We start from the raw sequence: 12,863 nt of genomic DNA, 5'->3' as shown, positions 1-12,863 counted from the left end.
GCCCGGCGGCAGCCGCCCGATTCGCACCCGCCCGGGGTGGCCCCGGATACCGGTGGCACCGTCCGGGGCAGGGGGAGCGGATCGATTGCTGCCGTTGTTCCGGCATCAGCCGATTCCGGCGACCTATGATCGGACGAGGGTCGGGCCCATGTCGGCAACAGGAGAAACACATATGACTGGTGCACTACGGTGGCGCGCCCTCGCTACCTCGATTCTCGGTGCGACCGCGGCGGCGTGGTCGTTGTTCGCGCCGGCGGCGGTGGCACAGCCGACGGACCTCGGCGACGGTTGCGTCATCGACCCCGACGACCGTGCGGTGACCATCGAGTCCCTCCGGTTCCACTGCACGGTTGCCCAGCAGGACCAGCTGTACCTGGATGCCGAGGCGGGCCCGGTGCCCACCGGCACCGCCGACGGCTGGGTCACCCGGCCGCCGCGGGTGGCCGCGGCGGCGCCGGACTACTGGATCGGAAAGACCTTCGCCACCGGGCCGGACGGTGGTACCGCACAGAACCGCGTCACAGCTTCCGGTGTCGAACTGCTCCAGACGGATGTCTACCGCGCGCCCTCGATGATCGACGGTGAACCCAGTTGGGTCCTCAACGGCCGACCGGGTGGCGTACCGCAGCTGATCGACGAAATCCGCCGAGTGACCCCGGATGTCTGGTTCGGGTACAGCTATTGGGTCGACGGTGTCGACAAATACCCCTATATGATTGCTGCCTTCGTACTCACCCCGGCCGAGCGGTGACGTTTGACTCTCCCCCGGCTGGAGGGTGTTCGCTGAACCCATGACAGCGATCGTGTCGATCGGGGAATTCGCCCGGCTGAGCCACCTCAGCGTGAAGACGCTGCGTTACTACCATGAGATCGCGCTGCTGGAGCCGGTGGCGGTGGATCCGGGCACCGGATATCGCCGGTATGCAACCACCCAGGTCGAGCGGGCGCATCTGATCCGGCGGCTGCGGGCACTCGATATGCCGTTACCCCAGGTCCGGGAGGTGCTGGCCGCACCGGACCCGGCGATGCGCAATGAGGCACTGCGGGCCCATCTGGCCCGGATGGAAGCCGAATTGCAGCGGACCCGGGAGGTGGTGGCCTCGCTGCGGGAGCTGCTCGCTCCGGCGCCCGAACTGCGCGTCGAGTACCGGACCGACCCGGCGTTCCGGGCGCTGGTGCTGACCGAGCAGGTGCCCCGGGACGGGATCTCGCCGTGGTGCGACGCGGCCTTCGCCCGGCTCTACGCAGGCCTGGCCGCCGCGGGTGTCGAACCCGGCGGGATCGGCGGCGCGACCTACGCCGCGGAGTTCTTCACCGATGCCGTCGGGGCGGTGTCCGCCTACGTTCCGCTGCCGGCGGGGGCCCGGATCACCGCACCGGACGGGCTCGTGGTGACGGAACTGCCGCGCCGCCGGTTCGCGGTCGCCGTGCATCGTGGCCCGTACGAGGACTGCGACCGCACCTACGGTGCGCTCGGCAGTCACGTCGCCGAACACGACACGGTGCTGCCGGGCGAGCCGATCCGGGAAAGGTATCTGCTCGCACCCGACGGCACCGGTGATCCGCACGAGTACCGCACCGAAGTGTGCTGGCCACTGGCGGACTGAACTGCTATGCGAGTTCGCGCTTCAGGTTCTCCAGAACCTCGGCCTGGATCTTCTTCAGGCCCAGCGGTGCGAAGATCCCCTCGAAGATGCCGGCCACGCCGCCGGCGCCCTGCCAGGTGGTACGCAGCGTCACCCGGGCGCCCGCCCCGTCCGGCGACACCGTCCAGGTGTTCACCAGCGTGGAGTTGGCATCCCGTTCGGTGACGATGGAATCGGCCACCGACACCGCGGCCCGGATGTTGCGGGACCGCTTCTGGGTGGCCTGCAGCGTCCATTCCGCCACCGTTCCGGACCCGGTACCGCCCTCGACGACCTTGTAGTCGTGGTAGTGCGAGGTGAGGATCCGCGGCCGGACCGTTTCGTAGTCGGCAATCGCTTCGAGGGTGCGCTGCGGATCCGCCGCGACGGCGATCGAACTGCTGGCGTTGACCTGTCCCACAATGAGCTCCTTGTCCGGGTGCGGTACTCGACAGGCCCTATCCTGCCGTGCCCGGGGATGCCAGCGGCATCCGGTGGGCGGTCACAGTTCGATGCGCTCCCAGGCGACCTCGGTGAGGGCGTCCGGCCCGCCGGTGGTCCAGGCCCAGATCAGCCCCGCCACCTCGGCCGGAGCGGTGCTGGTGGTACCGAAATGGCGGTCGGCCGATCCGTCCCGGTACTCCAGCGTGTATTCACCGCCGGCATTGCGGTAGGTCTGGATGTAGTTGTGCGGGGCGCGTTCGACGATCAGATACGGGTTCGGATCCATCAGCCCGGCGACCCAGCCGTATGCGAGTGCCTCGGTGAGGTATGGGAAATCGCCGGCCCCGCCGTGCGTCACCTGGACCGGAACGTGCCCCGCCGGATCGATCAACCATGCCAGCTGCGGGTCGTAGACGGCGTAGTTGCGGGGCGTGGCCAGTTCGAAGAGCAGCCCGCGCACGAACCCGATCGCGTCGTACTGGGCCGGTACCCGCAGTACGGAGCCGGTGCGGTCCCCGCCGATCGCGGTCACATCGAGGAATGCATCCGCCGCGCCCATCTCCGCATTGCGCCGGTTCACCTCGGCCGCGATCGCGGCGACCGGTGCGGACTCCTCCTGCCCCTGCTGCACGGACAGATAGGCCTCCACCTGTTCGGCGGTGGTGGCCACCCCGGACGGCAGCAGCACGTGGTCATAACTCACCCGGCCCACCCTACGGATCGGCTCGGGTCGCACGAACAGCCACCGGCGAGATCGCCGCAGTCGATGGTGAAGGTGTGCCGGTAGCGATCCGGATCGAGGCAATCGGCCTCGGTGCATTCGGTGAACCGTCCGGTGTGCACCACGAGCGTTCCGTGGCAGTGATCGACGGCGGCGGCACAGGACGAACAGGACGGGACGGGCATCCGGACCTCCAGGTCTCGCATCGAACGGGACTGCTCGGAGCATGCCATCGACCACTGACAACAACGGTGGCGGGCCGAGCGCGCCGCGGGCCGGACTGCGGTCAGGCGCGGAGCCGTTCGCGGCGCAGCTGCTCGACCTCCGGCAGATCCAGTGGTGCCAATTCGCTCGCCGGGACACCCAGAGCCCGCGCGATCAGATGATCGGCGAGCTCCGGGTTGCGGGCCAGGGCCGGACCGTGCATGTAAGTGCCCAGTACCGACCCCTGTACGACGCCTTCGGTGCCGTCGCCGACCCCGTTGCCGACGCCGCGGGTGACCCGGCCCAGCGGCGCCGCCTCCGGGCCGAGCGCGGTTCCGCCGCGGTGATTCTCGAACCCGGTGAGGGGTGCGGTCAGGCCGTCGAGCAGCGGAGTGCTCGCCACCTCGCCGATGGAACGCTCCCGCTGCGGTGCGGTGGTGGCGTCGAACAGTCCCACACCGTCGACGCGTTCCCCGGCCGAGGTCTCGTACCACTGCCCGAGTACCTGGATCGCGGCGCAGATCGCCAGCACCGGGGCGCCTTTCGCCGCGGCCTCCTGCAGGCCCGGGTAGGTGCTCAGATGCCGGGTGGCCAGCCGCTGGGCGGAGTCCTCGGCGCCGCCGAGGGTGTAGATGTCCAGGGAGTTCGGCACCGGGTCGGACAGCGTGATCTCGATGATCTCGGCGTCGTGCCCGCGCATCCGCAGCCGCTGCCGCAGCACCACTGCATTGCCGCCGTCACCGTAGGTGCCCATCACATCGGGCAGGACCAGGCCGATCCGAATCGTCGAGTCGCTCATGAGTTCCGTGCCTCCAGCTCACGGTTGAGATCGCGGAACGCGGTGTAGTTGGCCAGCACCTCGACCTGCCCGGGTGGGCAGGATTCGATGGCGCGCAGCGGATCCTGCACCAGGGTGTGCGCCACCCCGGCATAGGTGAGCCGCACCGCCAGGTCGGTGCCGCGCTCGCCGGCGGCCACCACCTGGACGCCCTCGAAGTGCTCGAAATGCACATCCCACAGCCAGGACAGATCCTCGCCGTCGGGCACCTGGCCGTTCACCGCGATCACCAGCCCGGCCGCACTCGGGTCGATCATCGACAGTGCCTCCTGCCAGCCGGCCGGGTTCTTGGCCAGCAGCAGCCGGGCGTCGTGGTCACCCACCCGCACACTGCGGTAGCGGCCCGCGATCTCCCGGACCGTGCCCGCCGCATCGACCGATTTGGCGGGATCCGCGCCCAGCGCGACCGCGGCTGCGACGGCCTGGGCGGCATTGCCCCGGTTCGCCCGGCCCGGGAGGGCGAGGTGCAGGGCGGCCCGGAAGCCGTCCGGACCGCACAGGTCGTCACCTTCCAACCACCAGGACGGTTCCGGCCGCTCGAAATCGGCGCCGGTGCTGCGCCAGTGTTCGCCCTCCCAGACGATCGGCTCACCGCTGCGCGGGCAGCTGGTGGCATCGACCGCCCAGCCGCTACCGGCCGACACCCACACCACATTCGGGTGGTCGTAGGCGATGGAGGTGATCAGGACGTCGTCGCAGTTGGCGATCACCACCGCCTGCGGATGCCTGGCCAGCCCGGTGCGCAGCTTGCGCTCGATCATGTTGATCTCGCCGACCCGGTCCAGCTGGTCCCGGCTCAGGTTGAGCAACACCACGGCCTCGGGGTTCAGCGAGTCGCTGACATGCGGCAGATGCAGTTCGTCGACCTCGATGGCGGCCAGCGGCACCTCGCGGTGCGCGCTGAGCGCAGCGACGATGCCGGCGTCCATATTCGCGCCATCGGCCTGGGTGGCGACCCGGCCCAGTGTGCCCAGGGCCGCCGTGGTCATCCGGGTGGTGGTGGATTTACCGTTGGTGCCGGTCACCAGCACCGTGCGGCGTTCCCGGCCGAGCTGGTCCATGATCGTCGGATCGATCTTCAGCGCGATCAGCCCGCCGATCATCGAACCCTTACCGCGCCCCGCTCGTTGCGATGCCCACGACGCTGCCGCCGCGGCCCGCAGGGCGATTCGCCCGCGCACCGAGATATTTGCCACGGCGTGAGTCTATGTGTGCCCACCCGGGAGGAAGCAGGCAGCATTGCCGAATCAGGGGATGTCGAACATGTTGGGCAGGCCGCGGGCATAACGCTCGGTGTCCACTTGCCGCAGCGGCTCCAGCCCGGGGGTGCGGCGCAGCTTCTCGATGGTGCATCGGGGCGCGTCCGAGCCGGTGGCATCCAGGATGGCGTTCACGGCGGCCCGGGCGGATTCGTTGGCGCCCTCCATGGTGGCCAGGTCGACATCGGTGCGCACGTAGTCGCCGGCCAGGTACATGTTCGCGATGGCGGTACCCGCCTCGGGGCGGTCGTCCCAGGAGCCCGCGGTATTGATCAGCAGCGGGTCGGCATTGGTGTTGCGCCGGCCGTCCCAGGTGATCGCCGGGTCGAGGAACCAGGAGTGCACATCCGCTGGCCGCAGCAGCGTGCCACGGTCGTTGAGGTGTGCGGTGAGCTGGGCCCACACTTCCTCGAAGATCTCGGTGTGGGTGCACTCCTGTGCCGGTTTGCCGAACAGGACGCCGGGCGTGTGCCAGTCGGAGATGTCCACCGAGAGACAGTCGGCGGCGTTGCCGTCACCGAATTCGGGCAGCTTCCGCCGCCACAGCTGATTCTGGCTGATCGAGGTGAGCGCCCAGGGCGAGTCGACATAGGCGGTGTGCCCCTCGGCGATAGCGGCCGGACGGCGTAGATAGATCTGCATGCCGGTCATCCAGTCGACGTGCAACCGGCTCATCCCGGCCAGTTCCGGTGCGGCGTCGAGGATATCGCCGGACCACAGTTTCCGGGCCTGCTCGGCGGCGAAGGCCACCACGAAGTGGTCGGCTTCGACCGTGCGCGCCGCACCCGTCGCATCAGTGATCCGCGCCCCGGTGATTCGCCCGCCGCGGAGGTCCAGGCCCTGCACCCGGGCGCCCAGTTCGAACCGGACGCCGAGGTCGCGCAGGCGATCCGCCCACGGATCGATCCAGGCGATGTTGGTCGGGTTGTTCAGCACCCGGTCCAGGCCGCCGTCGTTGCCGACGCCGAGCGGGTTGCCGAGGAACTGTTCGCCCATGCTGCCGATGGTGCGGGCACTGGCGAGATCGGCCTTGGCCGCGACCATGATGCTGGTCAGCGAGCGGGAGAGCAGCGACCGGAATTCGTGGGAGCGTTCGTGTCCGCGCACGAAGTCGTACCACGACGTGTACTCCCACTGGCCGAATCGGCGTTCGGTGCAGCTGCTGTTGAACACCAGCAGCCGATTCGCGAAGTACCCGGCCTCGGCGGGCGGCATCTGCAGGGCGGTGGCGATGGTGGCGCCGAGGGTTTCCCGGAAGACCTCCGGGTCGGTCGCGGCAGTCGGATTCTCCGGCAGCGCCAGCACGAAATCGTCACCGTCGCGCCGGGAGAACCGGGCCTGGGACACCGTGATGAGGTTGTTCCACACCCCGTCCGGATTGCCGGCGACCGGGATCCGGCGCATGGTGTCCGGGATATTGCGATAGAAGCCGGGAAAGAAGCGGAATCCGTGTTCACCGGGGCGTTCGGGCCGGCCGCCGCGGGAGCTGCCCGGGACCGGGATGCTGCGGGCCTTGCCGCCGAGCGCCCGGCGCTCGTAGACGGTCACCTCGAAACCGCGCTCGGCCAATTCGTGGGCGGCGGTGAGACCGGCGACCCCACCGCCGAGCACCGCCACGCGCCGGCCCGGCCCCGCGGCGGTCGCCGGTGCGGTGTTCAGTCCACTCGCCGCGGCTGCTGTCGCCCCCACCGCGACCGCACCCCGGAGGAGGGACCGCCGCGTTACGGTCCGTCGCGTGTCCGCCATGTACGTGTCAGCTCCTGTTTGCTCCCGGCGCTGACATGCTAGCCATAACGTTCGTCATCGTGCGGTGGGACCTGGATGTTGCGGCGGTGGTGGCGGCGAACGCGCCCGCGATCACGATCGCGGCACCGGCCAGTTCGGGGGCCGAGGGGCGTTCGCCGAGCACCAGCCAGGCGGCGCCGATCCCGATCACCGGAACCAGCAGCGAGAACGGTGCCACCGACCCGGCCGGATAGCGGCTCATCAGGTAGGTCCACAGGCCGGAGCCGCAGACGGTCGCGACAACCGCGATATAGGCCAGGGCCGCCAGCGCGGGCAGTCCGTCGGCGGAGAATGCGGCGCCCAGCGCCCGGAACCCGGTGCCCGGACCTTCGACGAACATCGACAGCGCCAGCAACGGCAGCACCGGCACCACCGACATCCAGAGGGTGAGGTGCAACGGATCGGTGCCGGGGGCTTCGGCGCTCGCCCGGCGTGCGCCGATGTTGCCGAGCGCCCAGCCCAGTCCGGCCGCCAGCGTCAGCAGGACCGGTACCAGGGTGGCGGGCGCCGAACGTTCCCAGCCGATGATCGCCATCCCGGCCCCGGCGACGAACAGCCCCGCCACCTGGATCGGCCGCAGCCGTTCGCGCAGCAGTACTGCGCCCAGCAGCACGGTGAACGGTGCCGAGGACTGCAACACCAGTGAGGCGAGTCCGGTCGGCATCCCGGCCTGCATGGCGGTGAACAGGAATCCGAACTGCAGGATGCCGAAACCCGTGCCGTACAGCAGCAGCCAGCGCGCCGGCACCGCGGGCCGGGGGACGAGCAGCAGCACCGGTACCGCGATCACCGCGAACCGCAGGGCGGCGAAGAAGAACGGCGGGAAGTGGTCCAGGCCGATGCGGATCGCGAGGAAGTTGACACCCCACAACACGACGACGGTGAGTCCGAGCAGGCGATCACGATTGGTCACCATTTCATCGTGCGGACCGAAAACCTACAGGACAATCGAACATTCTCGCATCAACGATGTAGTTTTGCTTCATGTTTTCGGTGGAACGACTCCGGATCCTGCGGGAGTTGGCCGACCGCGGCACCGTCGCAGCCGTGGCGCAGGCATTGTCGATGACCCCGTCCGCGGTATCCCAGCAACTGAAAGTGCTGGCCCGGGAAGCGGGCGTCGAACTGCTGGAACCGGACGGGCGACGGGTGCGGCTCACCGATGCCGGGCAGGCCCTGGTGCTGCGGGCCGACGATGTGCTGGCCGCCATGGATCGCGCGGTCACCGAGATGGCCCACTACCGGGGCTCGCCCCGCGGCCGGGTGCGGGTGGCGGCCTTCCCGACCGGGGCGGCGTTGCTGCTGCCGCAGGTCTTCGCGGAACTGGCCGGTACCGACGTGACCGTCCGGGCCGGTGACGAGGATGTGCCACCGACGGCGGCGGAACGGCTGCTCGCCGACTACGACGTGGTACTCACGCATCGAGACGAGCGCTCGGCACCGCCGGCCGGGCCGCGGCTGGCGGTACGCACTCTGATGCGGGAACCGATCGACGTGATCGTCGCGGCGGGACATCCGCTCGCCGAACGGCGCTCGGTGCGTCCGGCCGAGCTGGCCCGGACCGATCTGGTGAGCGTGCGGGGCGGTTTCCCGGTCGACGACGTACTGGAATCGATCGCGACGATCTCCGGTGTCCGCCCGCGGGTCACCCAGCGGTTCAACGACTTCCAGGTGATCGAAGCCGTGGTCGCGGCCGGCTACGGGGCCGCACTGATGCCCCGCTTCGCGGTCACCCATCCGGGACTGGTGGTGCGGCCGCTCGCGGGGGTGCGGGCGGCCCGGGTCTACGACCTGGTGATCCGGCCACAGGCGACCCGGCGCCCGGCGATCGCCGCCGTGCTCGCCGCCTTCACGGCAGCGGCCCGGCAGGCGACCGAGAGCTGATCACATCGGACCGGGTGGCATCCCGGGGCCGGGACCGTACTGCTGGTTGGCGACATAGCCGAAGTCGTCGGCGACCATGGCCGCGAGCTCCAGCAGCGCCCGCCGGGTCGGCTTGCCGACCAGTTCCAGATCGATCTCGGCGCCCTCGGCGAGGTGATCGTCGAAGGGGACGACCTGCACGGCCCGGGTCCGGTCCAGGAACAGCCTGCGCAACTGGTCCAGATCGACGGTGGAGGCGCCGCGCCGGGAGGCGTTGACCACCACGACCGTGCGCTCCACCAGCCGGCTGTAACCGTGGTGATCCAGCCAGTCCAGGGTGGCCGATGCGCTGCGGGCGCCGTCGATCGCCGGGGAGGTCACCAGCACCAGCGAACTGGCCATGTCCAGCACCCCGGACATGGCCGAATGCATCAGGCCGGTACCGCAGTCGGTGAGGATGATGTTGTAGAAGGACTGCAGGATGCCGATCGCCTTGCGGTAATCGGCCTCACTGAACGCCTCCGAGACCGCCGGGTCCTGTTCGGAGGCCAGCACCTCCAGTCGGCTGGGTGCCTGGGAGGTATGCGCCCGGACATCCGAATAGCGGGTGATCTGCTGATCCTCGAGGAGGTTCCGCACCGTGGAACGAGTCTGCCGCGGGACCCGGTGGGCGAGCGTGCCGAGGTCGGGATTGGCATCGATGGCGATCACGCGGTCACCGCGCATCGAGGCGAAAGTGGACCCGAGCCCGACGGTGGTCGTCGTCTTGCCGACACCGCCCTTCAACGACAGGATCGCGATCCGGTAGTCGCCGCGCACCGGCTGGTTCACCCGGTCGACGAGGTCGCGATGCACCACATCGGCCGCGGATTCACCCGGGTTGATCCGGCCGGCGGACACCTTGTGCACGGCACGCCGCCACCCGCTGCGCGGCGAACGGCGCGCCCGCTTCAACAGGTTCAGGTCGTTCACCGCATGCCCCGGCTGTCCCGGCTGTGGTACGTGCTGCGGCTGGAACGGCTGAGCACCCGGCGCGCCCTGCGCCGGGCCGCCCGGCCACTGCGGCTGCCCGGGCATCCCACCGGGTGGCTGCTGCCCGGGGGCCGGCTGCTGGAACGGCGGTGCCGGCGGTGGTGCCCAGCCGTTGATCGAACCGGCCGAGGGATCCTGTTCCGGTGCGGTGGCCGGCACATCGGGGAAGCCGTCCGCGGGCGGACCCTGCGGCTGCTCGGGGGCCGGCGCGGGCGCGAACTGCCCGGTCGGATAACCGCCGGGGCCGGGCATCGGCTGCTCACCCGAGAACTGTCCCGGCGGGAACTGCCCCGCCGGTCCCATCTCCGGGGGGAACTGCCCATTCGGTCCGGGCGGTGGCCCGGGCGGGAACTGTCCGGTCGGGTATCCGCCGGTGGGCGGCTGGTCGCCGGGGAATTGTCCGGGGGGAGCGAATCCGCCGTCGGGGCCGGGCATGGGTTGGTCGCCGGGGAATTGTCCGGGGGGAGCGAATCCGCCGTCGGGGCCGGGCATGGGTTGGTCGCCGGGGAATTGTCCGGGGGGAGCGAATCCGCCGTCGGGGCCGGGCATCGGCTGCTCGCCCGAGAACTGTCCTGGTGCGAACTGGCCGGGCAGGCCGGCGGCCGGCGGGAACTGCCCGTTCGGGGCGGGCGGGAACTGCCCGGGCGGAGCTTGTTGCGGATCTCCGGGGAAGGGGCCGGGTGCGAACTGCCCCGGGGCGAAACCACCCGGTTCGAAGACGGTCTGTTCCGCGAACCCGGGTGTCTCTTCGGCCGGGTTCGGCGCTGCTGCCGGCGCGGCCTCCGGCTCGTCGGTGGTGGCCTTCGCCGCGGCATCACCGGGCCGCTCGGTGTCCGTGTCCGGAGCAGGCTCCGGATCGGCCACCTTCTGTGTCCCTGCGGCCGCGACGTCGTCGGAGCTGTCCGCCGAAGAACTCTGCAGCCAGGGCGGCGAAGTCGGATTCTGGTCGTTGTTGGTCACAGTTCCCCCATCTGCCCGGAAGTCGAGCAGAGAGCTCGGCGCTTGAAATGCGTCGTCAACGCTAGCACGGCGCTAGCGGCCCTGCCTGCGGCAGCGGGGCAGCAGGGGACGGCCGCGGGCCGGCCCGGCACCACCCGGATTCCGGCCCGCAGCTGCGTTGTAAGTGATGGTTCAGGCGGCGCGGTTGACCGCCGAGACCACCGCCCGCAGCGAGGCGGTGGTGATGGACGTGGCGATGCCCACACCCCACACCACCTTGTCGCCGACTGCGCACTCCACGTACGCGGCGGCCTGGGCGTCGTCACCGGCCGACATGGCGTGCTCGGAGTAGTCCAGCACCCGCACGTCGTACCCCAGCTCGGCAATGGCGTCCACGAAGGCGGCCAGCGGGCCGTTGCCCGAACCGGTGACCTCCTGCTCCACGCCGTCGACCTTCACCGTGGCGACGATCGAGTCGACCCCACCGTCGGTCTCGGAGGCGGTCACCTTCTGCTTGATCCGCTCCAGCGGGGTGATCGGGCTCAGGTACTCCTCGGAGAAGACGTCCCACATCTCCTTGGGCGTCACCTCGCCGCCTTCACCGTCGGTGATGCGCTGCACCGCCTGGGAGAACTCGATCTGCAGCCGGCGCGGCAGCGCCAGGCCGTGATCGGTCTTCATGATGTAGGCGACCCCGCCCTTGCCGGACTGCGAATTCACCCGGATGACGGCCTCATAGGTGCGGCCGACGTCCTTGGGGTCGATCGGCAGGTACGGCACCTCCCAGACGATGTCGTCGATATCGGCGCCCTGGGTATCGGCCGCCTGCTTCATCGCGTCCAGGCCCTTGTTGATCGCATCCTGGTGGCTGCCCGAGAACGCGGTGTAGACCAGGTCGCCGCCGTACGGATGCCGCTCGGGCACGTTCAGCTGGTTGCAGTACTCGACGGTGCGGCGGATCTCGTCGATATCGGAGAAGTTGATCTGCGGGTCGATCCCCCGGGAGAACATGTTCATACCCAGGGTGACCAGGCAGACGTTGCCGGTGCGCTCACCGTTGCCGAACAGGCAGCCCTCGATGCGGTCGGCGCCGGCCTGGTAGCCCAGCTCGGCGGCCGCCACCGCGGTACCGCGGTCGTTGTGCGGATGCAGCGACAGCACGATCGAATCCCGGCGGGCCAGGTTGCGGTGCATCCACTCGATGGAGTCGGCGTAGACGTTCGGTGTGGCCATCTCCACCGTGGCCGGCAGATTGATGATCAGCGGCTTGTCCGGCGTCGGCGCGATGATCTCGGAGACCGCGTCGCAGACCTCCCTGGCGTACTCCAGTTCGGTGCCGGTGTAGGACTCGGGGCTGTACTCGTAGCGCCACCGGGTATCCGGGTAGCGCTGTTCGGTCTCCAGGCAGAACCGGGCCGCGTCGGTCGCGATCTTCCGGATCGCCGCCCGGTCGGCCTTGAACACCACCCGGCGCTGCAGGATCGAGGTGGAGTTGTAGAAGTGCACGATCACGTTCGGGGCCCCGTCGCAGGCCTCGAAGGTGCGTTCGATCAGCTCCGGACGGCACTGGGTCAGCACCTGGATCGTGACATCGTCCGGGATGGCGCCGTCGGTGACGATCTCGCGGACGAAGTCGAAGTCGGTCTGGCTCGCGGCCGGGAACCCGACCTCGATCTCCTTGTAGCCCATCCGCACCAGCAGGTCGAACATGCGGCGCTTGCGGGCCGGGCTCATCGGGTCGATCAGGGCCTGGTTGCCGTCGCGCAGGTCGACGGCGCACCACGCCGGCGCCCGGTCGATGATCTTGTCCGGCCAGGTGCGGTCGGGCAGCGTGATCGGCTCGACCTCCTCGGCGAACGGCCGGTAACGGTAGGTGGGCATGGACGAATTCCGCTGCCGGTTCCAGGATGGCTGGTCGGCCGGGGCGGGCTTGCTCGGCGCGGTGATGGTGCGCGGAGCGGATACGAAAGCGTCAGCCGGGGACATGCGATTTCTCCGTGGGTTGGTGGAATCCCAGATTTTGGGGGTCGACCGGCGCGATGAAACCCCGCGACGGGAGCCGGTCCGATCAGACCCCGTCGCGGCGGCCGAGAAGAAGAGCCCGCTGCATGATGTCCAACATTCTAGCAGTGCCCGGTACCCGCTCTCGAGCC

The 12,863-nt window shown here is 69.7% G+C and carries 11 protein-coding genes; 3 read left to right on the top strand and 8 right to left on the bottom strand.

Annotation, left to right across the window (positions count from 1 at the left end; genetic code table 11):
- The first annotated feature begins 172 nt into the window (after window positions 1-172).
- Both AC1HFH_RS00240 and AC1HFH_RS00235 read left to right on the top strand, forming a co-directional pair.
- Entirely contained in the window at window positions 173-751 is a 579-nt protein-coding gene (locus AC1HFH_RS00240) for a hypothetical protein (protein ID WP_480245405.1), read from the top strand.
- 40 nt (window positions 752-791) lie between these two features.
- Window positions 792-1,607: a MerR family transcriptional regulator gene (locus tag AC1HFH_RS00235; protein WP_480245404.1), complete on the top strand. Its 816-nt coding sequence runs from the start codon at window positions 792-794 to the stop codon at window positions 1,605-1,607.
- Window positions 1,608-1,611: 4 nt separating this feature from the next.
- Here AC1HFH_RS00235 and AC1HFH_RS00230 read toward each other — a convergent pair whose 3' ends face one another.
- The 6 genes from AC1HFH_RS00230 to AC1HFH_RS00205 all read right to left on the bottom strand — a co-directional run bounded on the left by AC1HFH_RS00230 (window position 1,612) and on the right by AC1HFH_RS00205 (window position 7,789).
- Complete coding sequence (locus AC1HFH_RS00230) at window positions 1,612-2,046, bottom strand: SRPBCC family protein (protein ID WP_480245403.1); 435 nt, start codon at window positions 2,044-2,046, stop codon at window positions 1,612-1,614.
- Window positions 2,047-2,127: 81 nt separating this feature from the next.
- The gene (locus tag AC1HFH_RS00225; RefSeq protein ID WP_480245402.1) at window positions 2,128-2,772 is read right to left on the bottom strand and encodes a hypothetical protein; all 645 of its coding nucleotides are present in this window, start codon (window positions 2,770-2,772) and stop codon (window positions 2,128-2,130) included.
- Between the two features lie 304 nt (window positions 2,773-3,076).
- Window positions 3,077-3,793: a type 1 glutamine amidotransferase gene (locus tag AC1HFH_RS00220; protein WP_480245401.1), complete on the bottom strand. Its 717-nt coding sequence runs from the start codon at window positions 3,791-3,793 to the stop codon at window positions 3,077-3,079.
- Window positions 3,790-5,028 carry a MurT ligase domain-containing protein gene (locus tag AC1HFH_RS00215; RefSeq protein WP_480245400.1) on the bottom strand — a complete coding sequence of 413 codons (1,239 nt, stop codon included), beginning with the start codon at window positions 5,026-5,028 and terminating at the stop codon, window positions 3,790-3,792. Before AC1HFH_RS00215 ends, AC1HFH_RS00220 begins: the two co-directional genes overlap by 4 nt.
- A gap of 51 nt (window positions 5,029-5,079) precedes the next feature.
- Window positions 5,080-6,837, bottom strand: a complete 1,758-nt coding sequence (locus AC1HFH_RS00210; RefSeq protein WP_480245399.1) for a hydroxysqualene dehydroxylase — start codon at window positions 6,835-6,837, stop codon at window positions 5,080-5,082.
- A gap of 7 nt (window positions 6,838-6,844) precedes the next feature.
- Window positions 6,845-7,789, bottom strand: a complete 945-nt coding sequence (locus AC1HFH_RS00205; protein WP_480245398.1) for an EamA family transporter — start codon at window positions 7,787-7,789, stop codon at window positions 6,845-6,847.
- Between the two features lie 71 nt (window positions 7,790-7,860).
- Here AC1HFH_RS00205 and AC1HFH_RS00200 point away from each other — a divergent pair, with 71 nt between their 5' ends.
- Entirely contained in the window at window positions 7,861-8,760 is a 900-nt protein-coding gene (locus AC1HFH_RS00200) for a LysR family transcriptional regulator (RefSeq protein ID WP_480245397.1), read from the top strand.
- Here the strand turns inward: AC1HFH_RS00200 and AC1HFH_RS00195 are convergent, their stop codons facing one another.
- Together AC1HFH_RS00195 and leuA are read right to left on the bottom strand one after the other, a co-directional pair.
- Complete coding sequence (locus AC1HFH_RS00195; RefSeq protein ID WP_480247983.1) at window positions 8,761-10,206, bottom strand: MinD/ParA family ATP-binding protein; 1,446 nt, start codon at window positions 10,204-10,206, stop codon at window positions 8,761-8,763. It abuts the gene before it with no gap.
- A gap of 696 nt (window positions 10,207-10,902) precedes the next feature.
- Window positions 10,903-12,696: a 2-isopropylmalate synthase gene (gene leuA / locus AC1HFH_RS00190; protein ID WP_480245396.1), complete on the bottom strand. Its 1,794-nt coding sequence runs from the start codon at window positions 12,694-12,696 to the stop codon at window positions 10,903-10,905.
- Window positions 12,697-12,863 lie beyond the last annotated feature (167 nt).

It is taken from the genome of Nocardia sp. KT25-26, assembly GCF_056627695.1.
The sequence above is the reverse complement of the archived record's forward strand: the minus strand, read 5'-3'. Positions and strand labels throughout refer to the sequence as shown.